The organism is Rhodoferax sp. TH121 (genome assembly GCF_002251855.1).
GTDB lineage: Bacteria > Pseudomonadota > Gammaproteobacteria > Burkholderiales > Burkholderiaceae_C > Allorhodoferax.
Genome location: NZ_NOXW01000015.1, coordinates 47,640 through 69,623, shown reverse-complemented (window position 1 = coordinate 69,623; position 21,984 = coordinate 47,640). Strand labels below are relative to the sequence as shown.

Sequence of the window (21,984 nt, the reverse complement as noted above, 5' to 3'; positions counted from 1 at the left end):
GGAGACCTTATTGTTTGCGGCGCATGTGGTGGGCCGCCAGATTGGCAGTTGCCGTGGGCTTGGCTCCGGCATTGGCAGGGGCTGCGGATGTACCCCACCCCATGGCCGAGCGCACCGCCGCCTGCACCGCCTGCCACGGAACGCAGGGCAAGGCGGGGCCTGACGGCTACTACCCACGCCTGGCAGGCAAGCCTGCGGGCTACCTCTACAACCAGCTGCGCAACTTCAAGGAAGGTCGCCGCCACTACACCTTGATGGCGGGCCTGCTGGCGCCGCTGGGCCCCGACTACCTGCGCGACATGGCCAGCTATTTTGCCGAGTTGGACGTGCCCTACCCGGCCCCTGCGCGCAGCAGCGCATCCCCCGCCGTGCTGGAGCGTGGCAAAACCCTGGTGCTGCACGGTGACACAGCGCTGGGTGTTCCGGCCTGCGTGGCGTGTCACGGCACCGCCTTGACCGGCGTGCAGCCCAGCACCCCAGGCCTGCTGGGCTTGCCACGTGACTACCTCAATGCCCAGTTGGGCGGCTGGCAAACCGGGCAGCGCAAAGCCCATGCCCCCGATTGCATGGCCGCCATTGCACGCAAACTCAGCGCCGACGATGTGAACGCAGCCAGCCAGTGGCTCGCGTCCCAGACCCTGCCGAGCCACACCAAGCCAGCCGCCCAACGCCCGAACGCGGTGGCTGGCTCCCTGAAGCTGCCGCCTTGCGGCAGCGCCTCCTGATATGCACACCCAGAAGCTGCTTGGGCGACGCCTGTGGTGGGTGCTACTGGGCGTGCCGCTGGCAGCGGCCCTGTTGCTGGCCGCACTGGTGATGCGCGAACTGAATCACCCCAAGACCAACACGGCACACCCAGCACCCGCAACAGCCCCGGCCATGGAACAAGTGCAGCGCGGGGCCTACCTGGCCCGGGTGGGCAACTGCGCGCTGTGCCACACGGCAGCGGGCGGTGCGAGTTATGCGGGTGGCAAAGGCATTCCCACGCCGTTTGGCACGGTCTACACCAGCAACCTCACACCGCACCCCGAGCACGGGCTGGGCCGGTGGTCGGCAGATGACTTTTGGCAAGCCATGCACCAAGGCCGCTCACGCGACGGGCATCTGTTGTACCCCGCATTCCCCTACACCAGCTACAACCGATTGGCCCGTGAAGACAGCGATGCCTTGCTGGCCTTTTTGCAAACCTTGCCAGCGGCAGACCAGCCCAACCCAGGCCATGCCTTGCGCTGGCCCTACAGTAGCCAGTGGGCCCTGGCGGTATGGCGCGTGCTGAACTTCACTCCCGCCCAACCTGTGGTCCAGGCCCCTGACCCAACGGATGCAGTGCTGCGCGGGGCCTACCTGGTCAACGGTCTGGGGCATTGCAACGAATGCCATGGCGGGCGCAATGCCTGGGGCGCACCGGACCTGAGCAAGACACTGTCCGGCGCCACGCTGCCCCAAAGCCTGTGGTACGCCCCCTCCTTGCGCGCGGCAGACCAAGGCAGCGTTGCCGCCTGGACGCTGGAGGACACCGTAGCCCTGCTCACCACGGGTGTGAACCGTCATGCCAGTACCAGTGGCCCCATGGCAGAGGTGGTGCACCACAGCACCCAGCACCTGCAAGCAGCCGATGCCCTGGCCATGGCACGCTACTTGGCTCAATTGCCCGTCGCCCCTGCCCAACGGTCGCCCACCGGCCAAATGCCGCCCACCAACCAGTCCTTGGGCGCGCGCCTGTACGAAGCGCAATGCGCCCAATGTCACGGCAAACAAGGCGAAGGCCAGGCAGATGCCTATCCTGCCCTTGCGGGCAACCGCGCGGTGCAAATGACGCCCAGCCACAACCTGGTGCTCACAGTGCTGCAGGGTGGCTACGGCCCGTCCACCCAGGGCCGCCCCCAGCCCCATGGCATGCCGCCGTTCCAGTTGGTGCTGAGTGATGCAGAGCTGGCGGCTGTGCTGAGCTACATCCGCAATGCATGGGGGAATCAGGCCCCCGCGCTGAGCGAGTTTGATATAAACAAGTTTCGCAATCTCCAAGCCCCCTAAAGCCCCCCAGGAACCACCTCCATGCGCACCTCCGCCCTTCTTCTCAGCGTCACCGTACTGACCCTTGCAGGCTGCGCCCAGTGGGGCGGCCAAGGCCCGGACAAGGACAAAACCTACGCAATCACCATCCTCCACACCAACGACCACCATGGCCGTTTCTGGAAAAACCGCGATGGCGAATTCGGCATGGCCGCACGCAAGACCGTGGTCGACCAGATCCGCCAGGAGGTGAAAGCCGCTGGTGGCTACAGCCTGCTGCTGGATGGCGGCGACGTAAACACTGGCGTGCCCGAGTCGGACCTGCAGGATGCCGTACCCGACTTCCGTGGCATGAACCTGCTGGGCTACGACGCGATGGCGGTCGGCAACCACGAGTTCGACAAGCCCCCGGTCGTGCTGCAAATGCAACGTGACCTCGCAAGCTTCCCCATGCTGTCAGCCAATATTTACAAAGATGGCAGCCGCATGTTTGCGCCCTACAAAATCTTCAATCTGGGCGGTGTGCGCGTGGGTGTGATGGGCCTGACCACCGAAGACACGCAAAAGATGGTGCATCCCGACAACGTGCGCGGTGTGACTTTTGCCAATGTCCAAACCGAAACGGCCAAGGTTCTGCCGGAGCTGCGCCAAAAGGCCGACGTGGTGATTGCGGCGACCCACATGGGCCACTACGAGGACGGCAAACACGGTGTGCAAGCCGCTGGCGACGTGGAGCTGGCGCGGGCGGTCAAAGGCCTGGACATGATCGTGGGCGGCCACTCGCAGAATCCGGTCTGCATGAAGGCAGAAAACGTCGTGGACCGGGCCTATGTGCCCGGAGCAGCCTGCCAACCCGACCGCCAAAACGGCACCTGGATCGTGCAAGCGCATGAATGGGGCAAGTACGTGGGCCGTGCCGACTTCACCTACCGCAACGGTGAATTCAAGTTGGTGAAGTACACGCTGGTTCCCATCAACCTGAAAAAGGCCGTGAAAACCACCGACGGCAAGACCGTGATGCAAACCTACACCCCAGAGATTGCAGAGTCGCCCGAGATGCTGCAACTACTCAAGCCTTTTCAGGACTTTGGCCAGCAAAAACTGCTGGTGGAAGTGGGCAGCAGCGACGCCAAGCTAGAAGGCGACCGCAGCGTGGTGCGCAGCCAACCCACCGCGCTAGGCGTGATGATTGGGCAGGCCATGATGGACAAGACCAAGGCCGACTTTGCCATCGTGAACGCTGGCGGTGTACGCGACTCACTGCCCGCTGGCAAGCTCACCTACAAGGATGTGCTGACGGTGCACCCCTTTGGCAACACGGTGGTGGTGGTCACCTTGAACGGCAAGGAAGTACTGGACTACCTGAATGCTGCTGCCAAGATGACCCCGGGGTCGGGTGCCTTTGCACAGTTCGCTGGCGTGCAGCTGGTGATCGAAGGCGGCAAGGTCCAAAACGCCAAGGTGGCTGGCCAGGACATCGACCCTGCCAAAACCTACCGCATGACTATCAACAATTTTGTGGCCGCCGGTGGTGACGGCTACCCCAAACTGAGCACCCATCCAGGCTATGTGGACACCGGCTTTGTGGACGCCGATGTGCTACGCGCCTACATCGCGGCCAACAGCCCCCTGAAGTCCCAGGCCTACGCGCCTGGCAACAACGTCGTTCGGCGGTAAATGGCCCAACTCTCACGCCGCAAAGCCAAAGCACTCTCCCCGCGCCAAGCCACCGTGCCCACACGCCAGGGGCGTGGCGGGCAGCACATGATCATCGACGGCTACGCGCCGTCGCAGATGATCGAAGATCTGCGCAAGTACCAGGCCGAACTGGAAATCCAGAACAAGGCCCTGCGCTACTCACAACAGGAAGCTGAAGGCGCCTCCGAACGCTTCGCAACACTGTTCTCCAACGTACCGCTGGCCCTGATGGTGGTGGACGAAGAAGGCCTGGTGCTGGCCAGCAACGCCATGGCACTGCGCCTGTTCCAGCCGCTGGAAAGTGATGCGCCGCTGAATTTCTTGCTCCCCTTTGTGGGGCCTGACCACACCGACGAAGTGGCAGTGGCCTTTTCCAGCGCCAAGCAGGACGGCACCAGCGAAGTCCACGAAGTAGAGTTTCTAGCGGGGTCACGCGGCAAGTTCACCGGTGACCTGCACATTGCACGCATCGAAAATCCGCTGGATGAATTGGCGCACTTCATTTGCGCCATCATCGACCAGGGCCCGCTGCTGGCTGAACGGCAGGCTCTGCAAGAAAGCGCTGCGGTACTGCGCCAACGCAACGAAGACCTGCTGCTGAGCGAGAACCGCATGGCGGCCATCATCAACTCCTCACTGGATGCAATTTTGTGCATCGACGAGAAGCAGTGCATCACCGTCTTCAACCCTGCTGCCACCGCGCTGTTTGAATGCCCGGCCGACCAGGCCTTTGGGGCCCGCCTGGGCCGTTTTTTGCCCGACGTGGAGCGTGCGCTGGAGAGCGGCAGCGTGCCTGCACAAGCCATGCTGGGTGAGTTCACTGCCACCACACTGAGTGGCAGGCAGATCTACGTTGAAATCAGCGTTTCGCTGGAGCGGCGCCTGCGCACCCGCGCACCGCTGCGTCCGCTGGACAGCGACCCGGCCGCGCGCCGCGGCCAGCACAGCCCGCACGGTGCGGTGACCACCATCTTTGCGCGTGACCTGACCGCCAAGAAGCTGGCTGAGGCCCAGCGTACTGCGTTGGAGACCCAGCTGCGTGAGTCACAAAAAATGCAGGCCATGGGCACGATGGCCGGCGGCATTGCACACGACTTCAACAACATCCTGAGTGCCATTCTTGGCAATGTGGAACTGGCCAAACAAGACACCGCACCCGACGCCGCGGCGCTGGTCAGCCTGCAGGAAATTGACAAGGCTGGCCGCCGCGCGCGCGACCTGGTGCGTCAGATCTTGACCTTCAGCCGCAACGAACCGCCCAAGCGCACACCACTCCAATTGGCCGAAGTGGTGCAGGAAACGGCCCGTCTGGTCAAAGTGGCACTGCCGCCAGCGGTGGAGCTGCAGCTCGTGTTCCCGGAAGACCTGCCTTCGGTATTGGCCGACGTTACCCAAGTGGAGCAGGCGCTGCTCAACCTTTGCACTAACGGCATTCTGGCCATTGGCAACGCCAAGGGCTCCGTCACCATCGAGTTGGGGCAGGTGGAAATCGAGTTGCCCTTCAGCAACCGCATAGGCCTGCCAGAAGGGCACTATGTAACCGTGCGAGTGCGTGATACCGGCGGAGGCATGAGCGAGGCCACCATGCAACGCATCTTCGAACCCTTCTTCACCACACGCCAGGTCGGCCAGGGCACGGGATTGGGCCTGTCAGTGGTGCACGGCATCATGCAGACCCATATGGGGGCCATCGACGTCCACAGCGAGCTGGGACACGGCAGTGTGTTCACCCTGTACTTTCCGGCCACCGAGCAAATGCCGCTGGGTGTGGCTGAACCGGAGCCAGTGCCGGAGGTCAAGGGCAGCGGCCGCCATGTGATGTACGTAGACGATGACCAGGCCTTGGTGTTCCTGGTTTCGCGCGTGCTCACCCGCAAGGGCTTTGCGGTGACCGCATTTACCGACCCCCACGAAGCCCTGGCAGCCTTGAAGACTGGCGCGGCCGACTACGACCTGTTGGTCACCGACTACAACATGCCGGGCTTCAGTGGCGTGGACTTGCTGCGCGAAGCCAAACTCCTGCGTGGTGATCTGCCTGTGGCCCTGGCGTCGGGCTATGTCACGCCCGAGATTGAGCAACGTGCCTTGCAGGAAGGCGCCAGTGCGCTGATCTACAAACCCAATGACGTGAACGAACTGTGCGAAACCGTGCAGCGCCTGATAGCCACCCCCGATGCTCCCCACTGAAGACTTTGCCACCCTCCCCCTGGAAGTGGTGTTTGCCGACGACGCCATCGTCGTGCTCAACAAACCCTCGGGTCTGCTAACCGTTCCCGGACGTGGCCCGGAAAAAGCCGACTGTTTGAGCCGCCGCGTGCAAGCACGCTACCCGGACGCGCTGATCGTGCACCGCCTGGACCGAGACACCTCGGGCTTGGTGGTGATGGCGCGCGGCCTGCCAGCGCAGCGCGTGCTCAACCTGGCCTTTGAGCAGCGACGCGTGGACAAGCGCTACACCGCGGTTGTCACCGGCCTACTGGCGATGGACAACCAGTGGCACGAGATCGACCTGCCCATGCTGGTGGACTGGCCCAATCGGCCCAAACGCACCATCAACTTTGCCGAGGGCCAGAGCGCGCTCACCCGCTGGCGCTGCATGGCCGTGGACAGTGCCTCCAACACCTCGCGTGTGGAACTGGAGCCGGTGACCGGCCGCACCCACCAGCTGCGCGTGCACATGCAGGCCATTGGCCACTCCATGGTGGGCGATACGCTGTATGCGCCACCCGAGGTACAAGCGCAGGCGGACCGCTTGCTGCTGCACTCGGGCCTGTTGAGTTTTCCGCACCCGGTGACGGGCGTGGTGCACGAATACACCGTGGCGCCAGCGTTTTAGTACCTGCGCCTAAAATGGTTCGGTGACTACTCCACTCAACGCCGACCTCCACTGCCACTCCGTCGTATCCGACGGCACACTGACGCCTGAAGCGCTGGCCGAACGCGCCCGAGGCAATGGTGTGGAGCTCTGGGCGCTGACTGACCACGACGAGATCGGTGGCCTGCAGCGCGCACGCGAAGCTGCCCATGCCCAAGGCATGAAGTACCTCACCGGCGTGGAGATTTCCATCACGTTCCTGAACCAGACCGTGCACATCGTTGGCCTGGGCTTTGATGCCGACAACACCACCCTGCGTGACGGCCTGCGCCAGACGCGCGGTGGCCGTGGTGCCCGCGCCATGGAAATGTCTGATGGGCTGGCCAAGGTCGGCATCCACGGCGCCTATGAAGGTGCACTGAAATTTGTCGGCAACCCCGAGCTGATCTCGCGCACGCACTTTGCGCGCTTTTTGGTGGAGAGTGGTGTGTGCCGCGAGACGAGTGAGGTGTTCCGCAAGTACCTGACCGAAGGCAAGCCCGGCTTTGTGCCACACCGCTGGGCCACGCTGAAAGACGCAGTCACCTGGATTACCGCGGCCGGCGGTATGGCCATCATTGCCCATCCAGCGCGCTACAAGTTCACACCCAACGAAGAGTACGCACTGTTCACCGAGTTCAAGGGTTACGGCGGCCAAGGCGTGGAAGTGGTGACCGGCAGCCATTCGGTACCCGAGTACCAGATCTACGCCGAGACGGCCAAGGAATTTGGCCTGGCCGCCTCACGCGGCAGCGACTTCCACAGCCCCGACGAGAGCCATACCGAGCTGGGCACCCTGCCCGCTTTGCCCAGTGGGCTCACACCCGTGTGGGAACTGCTGAGCTCCCGTATCCAATAAACCAGAGAGCAATCGCGCAGGCGTTTGCCAAGCCATGGCACAGTATTTCGAAGTTCACCCCGACAACCCCCAGCCCCGCCTGCTCAAGCAGGCCGTGGGCTTGTTGGAAAAAGGCGGCATCCTGGCCGTGCCTACCGACTCCAGCTACGCCCTGGTCTGCCACCTGGACGACAAGGCCGCGGCCGACAAGCTGCGCAGCATCCGCGGCGTGGACGACAAGCACCACCTGACCCTGCTGTGCCGTGACTTGAGCGAGCTGGCCAGCTACGCACGGGTGGACAACGCGCAGTACCGCCTGCTCAAAGCCGCCACGCCCGGCGCCTACACCTTCATCCTGGAAGCCAGCAAGGAAGTGCCACGCCGCGTGAGTCACCCCTCGCGCAAGACGATTGGCCTGCGTGTGCCCGAACACAAGGCGCTGCAGGAACTGCTGGCCCTCCACGGTTCTGCGCTGCTAGCTACCACTTTGATAGCCAAAGACGAGACGGAGCCCATGAATGACGCGCAGGAAATTCGCGAGCGCTACGAGCACCAGATCGCCGCCGTCATTGACGCCGGCGCCTGCGCGCTGGAGCCGACCACCGTGATTGACCTGACCGGCGATGCGCCCGAAGTGATCCGCCAAGGTGGCGGAGATCTGGCCCGCGTGGGCCTCTAAACGACACGAAAAACTGCCCCCTATGGACATTGGCAATCTTATTCAGCAAGCAGCCATCCTCACGCTGCCCCTGCTCTTTGCAATCACCCTCTCCGAATCCGCACGTGGTCATGCCGCCTACTGGCTCGGCGACAAGACCGGCTGGAGCCAAGGTCGCGTGACGTGGAACCCGGCCAACCATGTGTCGCCGGTAGAAACCATCGTCATTCCCCTGGTAATGTTTTTTGCGACCAATGGCTCGTTCGTCTTCGGCAGCGCCAAGCGCATTCCGATTGACTACCGCAACCTGCGCGAGCCCAAGAGCGCGGCCATCTGGATCGAACTGGCGAGCCCCATCGCGCTGTTTGTGATGGCGTTGCTGTGGTACATCGCTTTCACCTTGCTGCACCTGATGCAAGTGCAGGAGCCGTTTGTGATGGGCACCTGCAAGGCCGGTATTTTTGTGAGCCTGAGCCTGTTTGCGTTCCAGCTGCTGCCTATTCCACCACTGGCCGGCGGGCGTATTCTGCTCTTTTCGCTCCCCCCCAAATACGGCGCTCAGCTCTCCCGCGTCGAGCCCTGGAGCATGTGGATCATTCTGATTCTGGCCCTTGTTGGCGTGCTTGGCCCTCTGTGGATGGGCCCTATCACGCAGCTTGGCTTGGCCGCGCTGCAACTGATGACTTTGCCTTTAACCGCCTTGCTGAACTAATCTTCCATGACCTCTGCGACCATCCGTTTCCTCACCGGCATCACCACCACCGGCACCCCCCACCTCGGCAACTATGTGGGCTCCATCCGCCCTGCCGTGCGCGCCAGCAAGACCCCGGGGGTGGAAAGTTTTTACTTCCTGGCCAACTACCACGCGCTTATCAAAACTGACGAGCCTGCGCGCATCCAGCGCAGCACGCTGGAGATTGCAGCCAGCTGGTTAGCCGCAGGCCTGGACCCGGCGCAGGTCACTTTCTACCGCCAGAGTGACGTGCCTGAAATTCCCGAGCTCTGCTGGTTCCTGACCTGCGTGACTGGAAAAGGCGTGCTCAACCGCGCCCACGCCTACAAGGCCGCTGTGGACAAAAACACTGCCGCCGGCATGGACCCCGATGCAGACGTGACGGCGGGCCTGTTCATGTACCCCGTGCTGATGGGTGCCGACATTCTCATGTTCAACGCGCACAAGGTGCCCGTGGGGCGCGACCAGATCCAGCACATCGAGATGGCGCGCGATATGGCCGCCAGCTTTAACCACCGCTATGGCGAGCACTTTGTGCCGCCGCAGGCCGAGATTGAAGAGTCCGTGGCCACCCTGCCGGGCTTGGACGGCCGCAAGATGAGCAAGAGCTACGACAACACCATCCCGCTGTTCAGCAGCCGCGAGCAGCTGAAGAAGCTGATTGCCGGCATCAAGACCGATTCGCGCGCTCCGGGCGAAGCCAAAGACACGGAAGGATCGGCCTTGTTCCAGATCTACCAAGCCTTTGCCTCGGAGGAAGAAACAGCAGCACTGCGCAAGGCCTACGCCGAGGGCATTGCCTGGGGCGATGCCAAGACCTTGCTGTTCGAACGCATCGACCAGGAGATCGCTCCCATGCGCGCCGCCTACGAAGACTACATGGCCCACCCCGAGAAGGTCGAGGCCCTGTTGCTGGCGGGTGCGCAGAAAGCACGCGCAATCGCCACACCCTTCATGGCCCAACTGCGCAGCGCTGTAGGCCTGCGCGGCCTGGGCAGCGCGCTGCAAGGCAAGGCCGAGAAAAGCAGCAAGGCTGCACTGGCCGCCTTCAAGCAGTACCGCGAAAAAGACGGCTTGTTCTACTTCAAACTGGTGGATCCCGCTGGTGCCGTGCTCTTGCAAAGCAAGGGCTTTGAGTCGCCCAAAGTGGCGGGGCAAGCGATTGGCCTACTGCAGCGCGACGGCGCTGCCGGAGTGGCGGCGCTGCAGGCACAACTGGAGGGGCTGGACGCCGAGGCACTGGCCCGCGCAGTGCACGCACTGGCAGCGCTTGTCTCGGCCGCCGACGCCAAATAACGCTATCAATTTGCTAGCTTCTCGCGCAGATTCCACGCTGGCTAGAGGCCAAAAACACTTAAAATGACAGGTGCAGCATGAGCGACTTTCCCAAAGACATTTACACCGAACCCCACCCCATGGATGTGGACACGCTGGCCAACCTGGGGCCGCTGCGCGCCATGGCTGGCATCTGGGAAGGCCAGCGCGGCCTGGACGTGAAGCCCAAGGCCGAGGGGCCCAAGAAGCAGGCCTTCCACGAACGCATCGAGCTGCAACCGATCGACCCACAAACCAATGGCCCACAGTTGCTGTATGGCTTGCGCTACCACACGCACGTCACCAAGCCCGACCAGGTCAAGACCTACCACGACCAGGTCGGCTACTGGCTGTGGGAGCCGGCCACCGGCGCCATCATCCACACGCTCACCATCCCGCGCGGCCAGGTGGCCATGGCGGGTGGGCAGGCCGCGGCCGATGCGACCGAATTTGAACTGGTAGCCACGCATGGGCTGGAGACCTGGGGCATCTGCTCAGCGCCTTTTTTGCAGCACGCGTTCAAAACCACGGAGTTCCGCATCAAGGTCTCCATCCACGCGGATGGCACCTGGAGTTATGACGAGGACACGGTGTTGCAGATCCTGGGGCGCGATGAGCCGTTCCACCACACGGACCGCAACACCCTGCACAAGGTTGCGGAGCCTACGCCTAACCCGCTGGCGCGCCGCTGAGGTCTGGCGGGGGTTCCTCCGTTGGGCTAGACCGCTTTTTTTGGACACCCACTCCCCCAGCCCCTCGCCCCGTCGGCGAGGGGAGCCTTTAACAGCCGATTTGAGGGCTTCGCGCCGGATACTGGGCTACGCACGTGCCGTTGCCAACAAATTGGCGCGCCACGGCCAGTACCAGCGGTTGTGGTGAATCAAACAATGCAGGCGCGGAGCCACTGGCGTGCGCAGCCGCCAGCGTTGGTATACCTACCCTTCCGAAGTACCCACAACCGCAGGCGCAGGCCGTGGTGTCAACCTACGCGGGCAACGTCACCCCAGTAGCCACGCAGTCGGCGCGCAAAAAACAAATATGGCTGTTGAAAGGCTCCCCTCGCCGACGGGGCGAGGGGCTGGGGGAGTGGGTGTTAAAAAAACAATGCAACGCCCGCAAAAATACAGCTAAGGCACCAACACCCGAATCTGCAACAAACGCCGCACCTCCCCACCGCCAGCACTGCTGTAACTGCCTTGCCGAGCCGGTGCAGGGCCAGTGGCGGCAATGGTCACCCACTGGGCCAAGGGGGCGGTCACCGTGCTGCTGATCTGGCTGCGGCTTTGGCTGGGCATATCGGCGTTGCTGCGGGTGGCCATGTTGGCCTGCTGCACCTCCAGCTCCACCGTGGCAGCGCGGTTGCCACCGGGCCAACGTGGCGTCACGGTCACGGTCTGGCCCACGTCAAACCATTGCAGCGCCTGCTTGACGCTCGCGCCGCTGTTGGCAGAGGGGGCCTGCACCGCCTCCACCCATTGCATGGGGACGGACAGGTTCATGCGCAACTGGGCCTTCTGCCCGTTGCGCACCTGGATTTTTTGGGGCACCAAGGTTTGCCCTCCGTCAGCGGGGCCAGCGCGGTAACTGCTCCCCTCGTCTGCCCGGTCCTCGATTTGGCGCAGCTCTACCGTCAGGTCACGCGCAGGCAGCTGGGCCTTGGCTACAGGTGCCCACAAGCTGCAAGCCAGCAACAGGAAAGCAATGGAAATGCGCATGCGGCCATTGTTCCACGCACGGCCTGGATCGGCCAGCGGGCAAAGGTGGCAACAGGGCCGCGAATAGTGGCTTATTCGATCTTGAGGTTTTGTGTCTGCACGACCTCGCGCCATGCGCGATAGTCGGCTTCGATGAACTTGGCCTGCGCCATGGGGGAGCCCGGTGTGGCCTCCACTGCATCGAGCTTGAAGCGGGCCTGCACCTCGGGCAAGAGCACCACCTTGTTCAGGGCCGCGTTGAGCTTTTCGATCACTGCGGCTGGCGTCCCGGCCGGGGCCGCCAAGGCAAAGTAGTTCAGTACGTCAAAGCCTTTGAAGCCAGCTTCTGCCATGCTGGGCACCTCAGGCATGGCGCTGGAGCGCTTGGCACTGGTCACAGCCAAGGGCTTGATGCGCCCGTCCTTCACCAGCGGCAATAGCGCAGGGATGGTACCCGTGACCAGTTGCACCTGTCCCGACACCATGTCCAGCGCCGCAGGTGCCACACCACGGTAAGGGATATGGGTGATGAAGGTACCAGTTTTAGCCTTGAGCAGCTCCAGCACCAGGTGGTTCACGCCACCGGCACCGGCCGAGCCGTAGTTCAACACGCCGGGCTTTTGTTTGGCATAGGCCACCAACTCCTGCATGGTGTGGATGCCTGTTTGGTGGTTGGTCGCCCAGACCAGAGGGCCGCTGGCAATCATGCCCACGGGCGTGAAACTCTTGATCGGGTCATACCCTGCGCTGGACAAGGAGGCAGCCACCGTGGTGAAGGGGGACGCCACCAGCAGCAGCGTGTAGCCATCAGCGGGCTGCTGAGCGACATACTGGGTGCCAATCGCACCAGAGGCACCGGTGCGGTTCTCCACCACAAAACTGCCTCCCATCACGTCGCCCAGCTTTTGCGCCATCAGGCGGCCCATGGCATCGGTACCCGCGCCGGGGGCAAAGGGCACCACGATCTTGACGGGCTTGTCGGGGTAGCTGGCTATGCCGTTCTGTGCCGACACGGACGAACCGAGCAAGGCCGTGGCAAGCACGGCAGCGACCGCAGTGCGGCGGGAAAGTTTGCGACCCATCACCATACAAACACCTCAAACATTGGATACAACCAGCCACTATGCGACAAACACATTTCAGCACCATGACAAACCTTGCCAGCCAGCCTGCCCAATAAAAAAGCCTGCATCTTTGTGGGATGCAGGCTTGATCGTTTGGCGGAGAAGGTGGGATTCGAACCCACGGTAGGGTCGCCCCTACGCTTGATTTCGAGTCAAGTACATTCGACCACTCTGCCACTTCTCCTGAATTCGCGTCGGTCGAAACGAAGGCGTGATTCTAGCAGGCCCGGCGGCCTGCTTCGCCAAGTCAGGCCCTGAGTACCTCCAAGCCGCCCATGTAGGGCCGCAGCACTTCCGGCACGGTGATGCTGCCGTCGGCGTTCTGGTGGTTCTCCAGCACGGCCACCAGCGCACGGCCCACGGCCAAGCCGGAGCCATTCAGGGTGTGCACCAGCTCGTTCTTGCCTTGCGCATTCTTGAAGCGTGCTTGCAAGCGACGGGCCTGGAAGCCTTCGCAGTTGGAGACGGAGCTGATTTCGCGGTAGGTGTTTTGCGCGGGCAGCCAGACTTCCAGGTCATAAGTCTTGGCAGCGCCAAAGCCCATGTCGCCAGTGCACAGGCTCATCACGCGGTAGGGCAAGCCTAGCTTTTGCAGGATGGCTTCAGCGTGGCGGGTCATGTCTTCGAGCGCTTCGTAGCTCTTCTCGGGGTGGGTGATTTGTACCATCTCCACCTTGTCGAACTGGTGCTGGCGGATCAGGCCCCTGATGTCGCGCCCGCCGCTGCCGGCCTCAGACCGGAAGCACGGGGTGTGGGCCGTGAGCTTGATGGGCAGGTCAGCCTCGGCAGATACCACATCGCGCACAAAGTTGGTCAAAGGCACTTCGCTGGTAGGGATCAGGTAAAGCGCAGTGTTGTCATCGCCGCCGTCCTGACCGCCCTTTTTGGCAGCGAACAGGTCCTCTTCAAACTTGGGCAGCTGGCCGGTACCGCGCAGGCTGTCGCCGTTGACGATGTAGGGCGTGTAGCACTCGGTGTAACCGTGTTCGCCGGTTTGCGTATCCAGCATGAACTGGGCGAGCGCACGGTGCAGGCGGGCAATCTGGCCCTTCATCACGGTAAAGCGCGAGCCAGTGAGCTTGACGCCCATCTCAAAGTCCAGACCCAGCGGCTGGCCGAGATCCACATGGTCTTTGACTTCGAAGTCAAAGGTCTTGGGTGTTCCCCAAGTGCGGGCCACCACGTTACCGTGTTCATCGGCGCCCACGGGCACGCTTTCGTGCGGCAGGTTGGGCACGGCCAGCAGCATTTTTTCCATCTCGGCCTGGATGGCGTCCAAGCGGGTCGCAGAGGCTTCCAGTTCGGCTTTCAGGGTACCCACCTCGGCCATGGCAGCGTCGGCCTCAGCGTGTTGGCCCTTGCCTTTGAGCATGCCAATCTGCTTGCTCACACTGTTGCGCTTGGCCTGCATCTCTTCGGTGCGCATCTGGATGGTCTTGCGCTCGGCTTCGAGCGCCTTGAAAGCGTCCACATTCAGGAAAGCTTGCGGGTTCTTGCGGGTTTGCAGGCGGGCAACCACCGAATCCAGGTCTTTGCGCAGCAGGGTAATGTCTAACATGGTGTTTTCGTACTTTTTAAGTCAAATCAGGCTCTAGCGCCCTATTTTATTGCGCAAACAGCTATAATTTTCATAGCAATCCGCGCATCATTCACGCGTCCAGCTTCAGGCCCTTGGGCAGCGGGAATTTCACGGTTTCTTCAATGCCGTCCATCTTGCGCACCGACACGGCACCCAGCGCCTTGATGCGGTCGATGACGGCTTTCACCAGCACTTCGGGGGCAGAAGCGCCGGCGGTCAGTCCCACGCGCTGCTTGCCTTCAAACCATGCGGCCTGTAGTTCGGCGGCGGAGTCCACCATATAACTTTCGGTGCCCAGCTTGAGTGCCAGCTCGCGCAGGCGGTTGCTGTTGGAGCTGGTGGGGCTACCCACCACGATGACGATGTCCACCTGCGGGCTCATCACCTTCACCGCGTCCTGACGGTTCTGGGTGGCGTAGCAAATGTCCTGCATCTTGGGCTTTTTGATGTTCGGAAAGCGGGCCACCACCGCAGCGGTGATGTCGGCCGCGTCGTCCACGCTCAGGGTGGTTTGCGTCACAACCGCAAGCTTGTCGGTCTGACCTGGCTGGATGCGGGCCACATCGGCCACGTCCTCCACCAGGTGAATACCGCTATCGAGCTGCCCCATAGTGCCTTCCACCTCGGGGTGGCCCTTGTGGCCGATCATGACGAACTCATAACCCTCTTTGTGCAGCTTGGCCACTTCCACGTGCACCTTGGTCACCAGCGGGCAGGTGGCGTCAAAGATCTGGAAACCGCGGCGCGCGGCCTCTTTCTGGATCGCCTGGCTCACGCCATGGGCCGAAAACACCAGCGTCGCGCCCGGCGGCACGTCGTCCAGCTCTTCAATGAAGATGGCGCCGCGCGCCTTCAGGTCGTTGACCACATAGGTGTTGTGCACGATCTCGTGGCGCACGTAGATTGGTCGGCCGAACTTGGTAAGGGCCTTTTCCACAATTTCAATGGCACGGTCCACACCGGCACAAAAGCCACGCGGCTCGGCCAGCAAGACTTCGACCCCCACGCTCCCCACTGCGTTGGGTTCGCTACCCGCCAGGTGGGCGTTCGCGCCTAAGGGCGGCCTGTCGGCGCCCAGTGACTCGTGGTTGTCAATATTGCTCATAAGACGCCGATCAGCTGCACTTCAAAGGTCACCGGCTGGCCCGCCAGCGGGTGGTTGAAGTCGAACAACACCGCGCGCTCGGCGCCTTCGCCCCGCAACTGCAACACCACACCGGCAAACTGACCTTGGCCATCGGGCGTAGGGAACTGCACCACATCACCCACGCTGTAGGTCTCCAGCGGGTCGCCCATCTGGGTCAGCACTTTGCGGGCCAGCCATTGCTGCATGTCAGGGTTGCGCTCGCCAAAGGCGGCACCTGCCGGCAGCTCAAAGGTGGCGCGCGCGCCCTCTTCCATGTCCATCAGGCAGGCTTCCACCGCGGGCGAGAGTTCGCCAGTGCCCAAGCTCAGGGTGGCAGGCTTGCCGGTAAAGGTGTTGATGATGTCCCCGGCAGGGCCACCCAAACGGTAATGCAAGGTGAGAAAGGAGCCCGGGTGAACCCGGGGAAGCGTGCTGGTCATAAAAGTCCCGATAAACTGGCCTCTATTGTAGAAAGCTTGCTCTATTGAGCACGTTCGCTCGCGCTTCGCCCCTATGCCATGCCCCTCAAAGACATCCCCCTAGAAGCCCAACTATCAGCGATAGCCGGGATGCTGGCGCCTATAACCCCCTGATAAGGCGAACGATGTATGTGGTTTTCATTGGGACTGATTACGCTATTCATCACGTTGGCCTTCCAATGGCGCTACCGATGGGTACGTACTTGGAGCGGAGAGCTGGATTCACTCGGTGGCAAGTCTTGTGAGACAGGACTTCGGTCTATTCGCGGTTTGGTTTACGGGCTGCGCGTAGCCGTCGATGTGCCGACGGAATTTCGATTCGAACTCAAGCGTGAAAATGGATGGGATCGATTCTTCAAATGGACTGGTCTCGCTGTGGAGTTTCAGTTCGGCCACATAGGTTTTGACCCATTGGTATATGTCGCTTCCAATGACGATCACTTAGAGTCTCGCTTTTCGAATAACACGCGGCTGCTGCATGCAGCACAGCACCTCTTTGCAGCGCAGGGCTCGGGTTGTCGGCTTGGGCGGGTGGCCTGCGCCAATGGCCGCATGTGGATGGAGTGGCGTGCACAGGATTGGGCCAGCGAACGCACGATTGAAGATCGTTTGCGAGAGGCGGCAGCCTCGGCCATGGCCGATTTTTCTGTCTTGGCTAAGGAACTCTGGTCCGACCCACCTGCCTCACTCCCGCGAGAGCGAGACAGATTTCTTATGCCTTCGGTGCTGATCCTTTGTATGAGTTCCGGCTTAGCTATCTCTGCCGCTGTGTCATGGGGGCGTATAGCTTTTGAGAGCACATTTGTTGTGGATTTAGCACGCCTTTGGACGCTGAGCCTGCTGCCAGCTTCTTTGTTGCTAGCCGCTATGGTAGCGACCACAGTAGTGTTACTGCGCCGCAGCGCGCGGTTGCATCTGGTATTGCTCGAAGTGCTTTTCGTAGGCAGCATTGGCGCGCTCCTCTTCACTGCCGTTGAGTTGCGGGATGCGAACATCGCGTTAGACCCATCTACCGAGACTCTGCTTTTGATTCCAGTTGATTGGAAGAAGATAGAGAAACGAAGAGGCCGCGGCCTCTTCAGCGAGAAGCGAGAGTCTCACCAATTGATCGTACGAGACTGGGCTTCAGCAGAAGATGTCCGGTCATTCACCGTGTCAAAGCAAACATTCGACCAAGTTCAACAAGGCGATTTTTTGAAGTTCAAGCAGCGCGCCGGTTACTTTGGCATTCGCTGGGCGACATTCAGCGGGTGGGAACCAAGCACCAGGCAGCCGCAACCGAATCAATTGAACCTGCAATGAGCCCAGTAAAGCGACGCAGCCTTTATTCCGGGAACGGGCCCAGACTCATCTGGGGGACATATCTCCCCCATGCCGAACAACAGACCTGCGGTATTGATACGGCCTTACGGCTGGTTGACCGTCGGACAATGAAAAAGGTAGGAATTCAACCAGATTAGACAATGTATGGCTCGGGCTCTAGGCTCCGATAGGCTGTTGACCTGCGCAGTTTGAGAGCCCGCCTCCCTTCGGCGAAACACTTATCCGTCAATCGGAGTTTAGCCACTAGTCGGCGCGGCTTTTCCCCAATTCCCACTCTGCCTGCTACGCTCTGATTTGCGCTTAAAGTTTTGTCCCATGCCCCTCAAAGACCTCCCACTGGAAGCCCAACCGCGCGAAAAGCTCCTCGCGCGCGGCCCCGGGGCGCTCAGCGATGCGGAGTTGCTAGCCATCTTGCTGCGCACTGGCATTGCGGGCAAAGGGGTGTTGCAGATGGCGGAGGAGCTGCTGCAACTCAAAAGTGATAGCGGCTCACGCAGCAATGACGGGGGTCAAGGCGGCTTTGGAGGCATAGCTGGCCTGCTGAATGCCACGGCGGACGACCTCAAACGTGTCAAGGGCCTGGGCCCGGCCAAGCGGGCCGAGATTGTGGCGGTGCTGGAGCTGGCCCGCCGCGCCATGGCGCAGCGTCTGCAGGAGCGCGAGGTGTTTGCAGACCCGCAGGCCGTGAAGCACTACCTGCAGCTGCACCTGGCCGCCAAGGGGCATGAGGTGTTTGCGGTGCTGTTTCTCGACAGCCAGAACAAGCTACTGGCCATGGAAGAGCTGTTTCGCGGCACGCTCACCCAGACCAGCGTGTACCCGCGCGAGGTGGTGATCCGTGCACTGCACCACAGCGCAGCCGCCGTGGTGCTGGCACACAACCACCCCAGCGGCAGCGTGCAGCCCAGCCGCGCCGACGAGGCGCTGACCCAAACCCTCAAGGCCGCGCTGGCGCTGGTGGACGTGCGCGTGCTGGACCACATCATCGTCGGACCTGGCCAGGCATTGTCCATGGCCGAGACCGGACTCATTTAAAGGGCAGCCATGAAAATCAACGCCCTGTCCGACCTGAAATTGGTCAAGAAGGAAATCGAGGCCCAAGCCGCACGCGAAGCCGCGCTGGCCGCCCAGAAGGCAGCCGAGGCCAAACGCAAAGCCGCCGCGAGCAACCTGTTTCAAACGGCCATTGGCAAGGTCAAACCGCTGGAGCCGCCCCAGCGCGCCAGGCTGACGCCCGAGCCGCCCAAACCCATCCCTAAGCAGCAGATGCTGGATGACGCGGCAGCCCTGCAAGAGGCGCTGAGCGACGAGGTGGACGTCACCACGCTGCTGGACACCGACGAGCACCTGAGCTTTCGCCGCCCCGGTGTGGGCACCGATGTGACGCAGAAGCTGCGCAAGGGCAAGTGGAGCATCCAGAAGCAGATTGACCTGCACGGCTTGCGCAGCGATGAGGCCCGCGAAGCGCTGGGCGCCTTTATCCGCGAGGCGCACAAACAAGGCATACGCTGCGTGCGCGTGGTGCATGGCAAGGGCCTGGGTTCACCCGGCAAGGCGCCGGTGCTCAAGGACAAAGTACACAAATGGCTGGTGCAAAAAAGCGAGGTGGTGGCCTTTGTGCAGGCCCAACCGGCACAGGGCGGCGCGGGAGCACTCGTCGTGCTGCTGCAGCCCCTGAACCGCGTTTGAGTCAAGCGCCCTTACACGGTAGGTTTGCGGACCGCCCACCACTGCCCGGCCTGGTTCACCACCAAGCCCAACAATACGGCTCCTGTGCCCGCCCACTGCAAGGGCAGCGGCACTTCGCCAAAGGCCAGCGCCGCAGCCGCCAACCCCACCACGGGCACCAATAAAGAAAACGGCGTGACCTTGCCGGCCGTGTGGCGTTGCAGCAGCCGCGTCCACAACGTATACGCCAGCAATGTGGCCAGCCATGCCAAATACAGCACCGAGGCCACCGCCGGCCAATGCAACGCGGCCAGTTGGGCAGACACGCCGCTCCAACCATCCGCCCACAGCGCCAAACCCGTGAACGGCAGGATGGGCACCACACTGGTCCACACGATGAAAGGAAAGGGCTCGTAACTGCCGTGGCGCGCTGCCAGCCGCACCACGATGTTGGACACCGCCCACATGAAGGCTGCGCTGGCCGTGAGCACCAGGCCCACCAGCGTCATCTGTCCCGGCCCGTCACCATGGGCGCTGGCAATGGCCAGCAGGCCGCCCAGCGCCAGCACCAGCCCGGCCCACTGCCAGCTGCGCGCCCGCTCACCCAGCATAGGGGCGGCCAGTAGCAGCGTGAAGAAGGCCTGCATCTGCATTACCACCGAAGCCATGCCCGCCGTCATGCCCAGCTGCAAACCCCAGAACAAAAAACCAAACTGCCCCAGCCCCTGTGCCAGGCCATAGGCCAGCACATAGCGCCAGGGCAACGGCGGGCGCCCCACCCACCACAGGAATGGCAGCGACGCTGCAGCAAAACGCAGCGCCCCCAGGAGCATGGGGCTCAGGCCCTGCAGGCCCACTTTCATGACCACAAAGTTCAGACCCCAAAGCACCACCACGGCCAGCGCACGCAGGCTGTCGCCCCGGCTCCAGGGGCGCGCCACGGCAGAGCCACTCATGCCACCGCCCGAGTACCAGTCAGCGGGCGGCCTTGGGCAGCCCGTGCGGCGATGAAGGCGTCGAGCGCTTGGCTGCTGGTCTTGCTGGGCACATAGCCCAGCTCGGTCTTGAGTGCGGTGTTCAGCAACACGGGGCGGTAGCGCAAAAAATCCAACTGCTCAGGGCCATAGCGGCTCACGCCCAGCGAGTGACCCACGGCCAATGCGGCCTTGAGCAGGCTGGCCGGCAGATTGAGCACAGGTTTGCCCAGGCGCTTGGCGATGGCGCGCAGCGGCAGTGCGCCGTCGCCTGCCAGGTTGAAGCAGCCCGCGCGGCGGCGCTGCAACGCATGCAGCACGGCACCGGTGACATCAGTGTCCCAGATGAACACAAAAGGGCTCTCGCTACCGCGAATGGCCAGCAAGCGCGGCTTCTCAAACAGCGCCGTGATCTGGTTGTCCACTTGCGCGCCCAGGATGGTGCCGATGCGGAACACGGTTTGCAGCAGCTGCGGTGCGCTGGCACGGTACTGCGCCAGCATCTCTTCCACCAGGCGTTTGTGGTGGGCATAGGCAAAGGCTTCGTTGCCTCGCAAGGCGTCACGTTCAACGAGCCACTCGGGGTTGTCGGCATGGTAACCATAGGCCGCTCCGCTGGAGCTGACCAGCAGGTGCTGCACGCCCTGGGCCACGCAGGCGTCCAGCACATTGCGCGTGCCCAGCACGTCCACCGAGTATTCGAACTCGCGGCTCGAATGCTTGCCCGGCGTGACGATGGAAGCCAGATGCACCACCGTGTCGATGGCATGCGCCGCCAGCAGCTTGCCCATGGTCGGGTCGCGCACATCCTGCTCCAAATAGAGCACACCGGGCAGGCGGCGCTCGGCCGGCACGGGCCGCACATCGGTGGCCACCACCCTGTCCAGGCTTCCATCGCGCACCAGGGCCGCGACCAAGCTGCGGCCCAGAAATCCGTCCGCCCCAGTCACCAACACGCGGCGCGCGCGCTCTTGCGGCAAGGCGCTCATGTGTCCACTCCTGCAGGCTTCACCGGTGGCCTGCGTCCCCACCAGCTGGCCAACGCCAAGCCAGCAATGATGTCCCAGAAGCCCCACACGCCCGCCACCACGGCCATGCCACCAAGCCCGCCAAAGAAGCTGAAGATCAACACCAGTCCCAGGCCCGCATTGCGGATACCCACTTCAATGGAAACCGCGCGGCGGTCATAGTCCGACAGGCCGGTAGCGCGCGCGCACACATAGCCGGTGCCAAAGGCCAGCGCGTCGTGGATGGCGACGGCCAGCAACACCAGGCCCACGTAGTCCAGAAAGTAGCGCCAGTTGCCCGCCACCGCGCCGACGATGAAGCCGATAAGGCACAAAAAGCTGAGAATGCGCGCAGGCTTGCGCACTTTTTCAGTTATGCGCGGCAGCTTCTCCGCACAGGCAATGCCCAGCACAAAGGGAATGCCGATGATGACCACAATGTGACCTGCCATCTCGATCGGGTCCAGCGCGATACTGCGAAACAGCGCGGATGCCGTGGGGTGCATGCCGGCCCAGAAGGCAAAGTTCAAGGGCATCAGCACGATCGCCAGCGCGTTGGAAATGGCTGTCATCGACACCGACAGTGCCACATTGCCCTGCGCGCGGTGCGTAAGGATGTTGCTCACGTTGCCGGGCGGGCAGCAGGCCACCAGAATCATGCCCAGCGCAATGCTGGGGCCGGGGTTCAGTGCCAGCGTGAGTGCATAGGTCACAGCGGGCAACACCACAAACTGCGCCGCAATGCCCACAGCCATGGCCACCGGCATGCGCAGCACGCGCTTGAAGTCGGCCACGCGCGTGTCCAACGCAATGCCGAACATCAGAAAGCCCAGCACGATGTTGAGCACTACCAGCGAGGCGGGGTTGAAGTTCAGGCGTATCTCGTCCACAGGCAACATGGA

Annotated in this window: 21 protein-coding genes and 1 tRNA gene; 13 read left to right on the top strand and 9 right to left on the bottom strand. The window is 62.5% G+C overall.

Going from position 1 to position 21,984, the window contains the following annotated elements; genetic code table 11:
* Positions 1–101 precede the first annotated feature (101 nt).
* From CHU94_RS01935 to CHU94_RS01890, 10 genes are all read left to right on the top strand, one after another.
* Positions 102–725, top strand: coding sequence for a c-type cytochrome (locus CHU94_RS01935; RefSeq protein WP_255033744.1), 624 nt, complete (start codon positions 102–104; stop codon positions 723–725).
* A gap of 1 nt (position 726) precedes the next feature.
* A complete protein-coding gene (locus CHU94_RS01930; RefSeq protein WP_094476211.1) occupies positions 727–2,034 on the top strand; it encodes a cytochrome c in 1,308 nt (435 codons plus the stop codon).
* 21 nt (positions 2,035–2,055) lie between these two features.
* Positions 2,056–3,690: a bifunctional UDP-sugar hydrolase/5'-nucleotidase UshA gene (gene ushA, locus CHU94_RS01925; protein ID WP_094476209.1), complete on the top strand. Its 1,635-nt coding sequence runs from the start codon at positions 2,056–2,058 to the stop codon at positions 3,688–3,690.
* A gap of 87 nt (positions 3,691–3,777) precedes the next feature.
* A complete protein-coding gene (locus tag CHU94_RS01920; RefSeq protein WP_255033743.1) occupies positions 3,778–5,898 on the top strand; it encodes a PAS domain-containing sensor histidine kinase in 2,121 nt (706 codons plus the stop codon).
* Entirely contained in the window at positions 5,885–6,547 is a 663-nt protein-coding gene (locus tag CHU94_RS01915; RefSeq protein ID WP_094476205.1) for an RluA family pseudouridine synthase, read from the top strand. Before CHU94_RS01920 ends, CHU94_RS01915 begins: the two co-directional genes overlap by 14 nt.
* 22 nt (positions 6,548–6,569) lie before the next feature.
* Positions 6,570–7,424, top strand: a complete 855-nt coding sequence (locus CHU94_RS01910; protein WP_094476203.1) for a 3',5'-nucleoside bisphosphate phosphatase — start codon at positions 6,570–6,572, stop codon at positions 7,422–7,424.
* 34 nt (positions 7,425–7,458) lie between these two features.
* On the top strand, positions 7,459–8,082 hold the full coding sequence (locus CHU94_RS01905; protein WP_094476201.1) for an L-threonylcarbamoyladenylate synthase: 624 nt from the start codon (positions 7,459–7,461) through the stop codon (positions 8,080–8,082).
* 22 nt (positions 8,083–8,104) lie between these two features.
* Positions 8,105–8,773 carry a site-2 protease family protein gene (locus CHU94_RS01900; RefSeq protein ID WP_094476199.1) on the top strand — a complete coding sequence of 223 codons (669 nt, stop codon included), beginning with the start codon at positions 8,105–8,107 and terminating at the stop codon, positions 8,771–8,773.
* Positions 8,774–8,779: 6 nt separating this feature from the next.
* Positions 8,780–10,090, top strand: a complete 1,311-nt coding sequence (locus tag CHU94_RS01895; protein WP_094476197.1) for a tryptophan--tRNA ligase — start codon at positions 8,780–8,782, stop codon at positions 10,088–10,090.
* A gap of 77 nt (positions 10,091–10,167) precedes the next feature.
* The gene (locus CHU94_RS01890; protein ID WP_094476195.1) at positions 10,168–10,800 is read left to right on the top strand and encodes an FABP family protein; all 633 of its coding nucleotides are present in this window, start codon (positions 10,168–10,170) and stop codon (positions 10,798–10,800) included.
* Between the two features lie 435 nt (positions 10,801–11,235).
* On the opposite strand, the gene CHU94_RS01885 is transcribed toward CHU94_RS01890, so the two are convergent.
* From CHU94_RS01885 to CHU94_RS01860, 6 genes are all read right to left on the bottom strand, one after another.
* On the bottom strand, positions 11,236–11,823 hold the full coding sequence (locus tag CHU94_RS01885) for a hypothetical protein (RefSeq protein WP_176451900.1): 588 nt from the start codon (positions 11,821–11,823) through the stop codon (positions 11,236–11,238).
* Between the two features lie 71 nt (positions 11,824–11,894).
* Complete coding sequence (locus CHU94_RS01880) at positions 11,895–12,884, bottom strand: tripartite tricarboxylate transporter substrate binding protein (protein ID WP_255033738.1); 990 nt, start codon at positions 12,882–12,884, stop codon at positions 11,895–11,897.
* Positions 12,885–13,020: 136 nt separating this feature from the next.
* A tRNA-Ser gene (locus tag CHU94_RS01875) sits at positions 13,021–13,110 on the bottom strand.
* A gap of 63 nt (positions 13,111–13,173) precedes the next feature.
* The gene (serS, locus tag CHU94_RS01870; RefSeq protein ID WP_094476189.1) at positions 13,174–14,484 is read right to left on the bottom strand and encodes a serine--tRNA ligase; all 1,311 of its coding nucleotides are present in this window, start codon (positions 14,482–14,484) and stop codon (positions 13,174–13,176) included.
* A 91-nt stretch (positions 14,485–14,575) separates the two neighbouring features.
* Positions 14,576–15,610: a 4-hydroxy-3-methylbut-2-enyl diphosphate reductase gene (gene ispH / locus CHU94_RS01865; RefSeq protein ID WP_094476169.1), complete on the bottom strand. Its 1,035-nt coding sequence runs from the start codon at positions 15,608–15,610 to the stop codon at positions 14,576–14,578.
* Positions 15,607–16,071, bottom strand: coding sequence for a peptidylprolyl isomerase (locus CHU94_RS01860; RefSeq protein ID WP_094476167.1), 465 nt, complete (start codon positions 16,069–16,071; stop codon positions 15,607–15,609). Before CHU94_RS01860 ends, ispH begins: the two co-directional genes overlap by 4 nt.
* Positions 16,072–16,239: 168 nt before the next feature.
* Between CHU94_RS01860 and CHU94_RS01855 the strand changes: the two genes are divergently transcribed.
* From CHU94_RS01855 to CHU94_RS01845, 3 genes are all read left to right on the top strand, one after another.
* Positions 16,240–17,412, top strand: coding sequence for a hypothetical protein (locus CHU94_RS01855; protein WP_141211359.1), 1,173 nt, complete (start codon positions 16,240–16,242; stop codon positions 17,410–17,412).
* A gap of 336 nt (positions 17,413–17,748) precedes the next feature.
* Positions 17,749–18,468, top strand: coding sequence for a DNA repair protein RadC (gene radC, locus CHU94_RS01850; RefSeq protein WP_094476163.1), 720 nt, complete (start codon positions 17,749–17,751; stop codon positions 18,466–18,468).
* 9 nt (positions 18,469–18,477) lie between these two features.
* Entirely contained in the window at positions 18,478–19,122 is a 645-nt protein-coding gene (locus CHU94_RS01845; protein ID WP_094476161.1) for a Smr/MutS family protein, read from the top strand.
* Between the two features lie 11 nt (positions 19,123–19,133).
* Here CHU94_RS01845 and CHU94_RS01840 read toward each other — a convergent pair whose 3' ends face one another.
* The 3 genes from CHU94_RS01840 to CHU94_RS01830 are packed head-to-tail and all read right to left on the bottom strand — an operon-like array spanning position 19,134 to position 21,981.
* Positions 19,134–20,057 carry an EamA family transporter gene (locus CHU94_RS01840; RefSeq protein WP_094476159.1) on the bottom strand — a complete coding sequence of 308 codons (924 nt, stop codon included), beginning with the start codon at positions 20,055–20,057 and terminating at the stop codon, positions 19,134–19,136.
* Positions 20,054–21,064: an NAD-dependent epimerase/dehydratase family protein gene (locus tag CHU94_RS01835; protein ID WP_094476157.1), complete on the bottom strand. Its 1,011-nt coding sequence runs from the start codon at positions 21,062–21,064 to the stop codon at positions 20,054–20,056. Before CHU94_RS01835 ends, CHU94_RS01840 begins: the two co-directional genes overlap by 4 nt.
* Positions 21,061–21,981, bottom strand: a complete 921-nt coding sequence (locus CHU94_RS01830) for a bile acid:sodium symporter family protein (protein WP_094476155.1) — start codon at positions 21,979–21,981, stop codon at positions 21,061–21,063. Before CHU94_RS01830 ends, CHU94_RS01835 begins: the two co-directional genes overlap by 4 nt.
* Positions 21,982–21,984 lie beyond the last annotated feature (3 nt).

Bases quoted from the DNA above. Each gene is read 5' to 3' on its own strand.
- CHU94_RS01935 (WP_255033744.1), top strand. From the start codon at position 102: ATGGCCGAGCGCACCGCCGCCTGCACCGCCTGCCACGGAACGCAGGGC.
- CHU94_RS01930 (WP_094476211.1), top strand. From the start codon at position 727: ATGCACACCCAGAAGCTGCTTGGGCGACGCCTGTGGTGGGTGCTACTG.
- ushA (WP_094476209.1), top strand. From the start codon at position 2,056: ATGCGCACCTCCGCCCTTCTTCTCAGCGTCACCGTACTGACCCTTGCA.
- CHU94_RS01920 (WP_255033743.1), top strand. From the start codon at position 3,778: ATGATCATCGACGGCTACGCGCCGTCGCAGATGATCGAAGATCTGCGC.
- CHU94_RS01915 (WP_094476205.1), top strand. From the start codon at position 5,885: ATGCTCCCCACTGAAGACTTTGCCACCCTCCCCCTGGAAGTGGTGTTT.
- CHU94_RS01905 (WP_094476201.1), top strand. From the start codon at position 7,459: ATGGCACAGTATTTCGAAGTTCACCCCGACAACCCCCAGCCCCGCCTG.
- CHU94_RS01900 (WP_094476199.1), top strand. From the start codon at position 8,105: ATGGACATTGGCAATCTTATTCAGCAAGCAGCCATCCTCACGCTGCCC.
- CHU94_RS01895 (WP_094476197.1), top strand. From the start codon at position 8,780: ATGACCTCTGCGACCATCCGTTTCCTCACCGGCATCACCACCACCGGC.
- CHU94_RS01890 (WP_094476195.1), top strand. From the start codon at position 10,168: ATGAGCGACTTTCCCAAAGACATTTACACCGAACCCCACCCCATGGAT.
- CHU94_RS01885 (WP_176451900.1), bottom strand. From the start codon at position 11,823: ATGCGCATTTCCATTGCTTTCCTGTTGCTGGCTTGCAGCTTGTGGGCA.
- CHU94_RS01880 (WP_255033738.1), bottom strand. From the start codon at position 12,884: ATGGGTCGCAAACTTTCCCGCCGCACTGCGGTCGCTGCCGTGCTTGCC.
- serS (WP_094476189.1), bottom strand. From the start codon at position 14,484: ATGTTAGACATTACCCTGCTGCGCAAAGACCTGGATTCGGTGGTTGCC.
- ispH (WP_094476169.1), bottom strand. From the start codon at position 15,610: ATGAGCAATATTGACAACCACGAGTCACTGGGCGCCGACAGGCCGCCC.
- CHU94_RS01860 (WP_094476167.1), bottom strand. From the start codon at position 16,071: ATGACCAGCACGCTTCCCCGGGTTCACCCGGGCTCCTTTCTCACCTTG.
- CHU94_RS01855 (WP_141211359.1), top strand. From the start codon at position 16,240: ATGTGGTTTTCATTGGGACTGATTACGCTATTCATCACGTTGGCCTTC.
- radC (WP_094476163.1), top strand. From the start codon at position 17,749: ATGCCCCTCAAAGACCTCCCACTGGAAGCCCAACCGCGCGAAAAGCTC.
- CHU94_RS01845 (WP_094476161.1), top strand. From the start codon at position 18,478: ATGAAAATCAACGCCCTGTCCGACCTGAAATTGGTCAAGAAGGAAATC.
- CHU94_RS01840 (WP_094476159.1), bottom strand. From the start codon at position 20,057: ATGAGTGGCTCTGCCGTGGCGCGCCCCTGGAGCCGGGGCGACAGCCTG.
- CHU94_RS01835 (WP_094476157.1), bottom strand. From the start codon at position 21,064: ATGAGCGCCTTGCCGCAAGAGCGCGCGCGCCGCGTGTTGGTGACTGGG.
- CHU94_RS01830 (WP_094476155.1), bottom strand. From the start codon at position 21,981: ATGTTGCCTGTGGACGAGATACGCCTGAACTTCAACCCCGCCTCGCTG.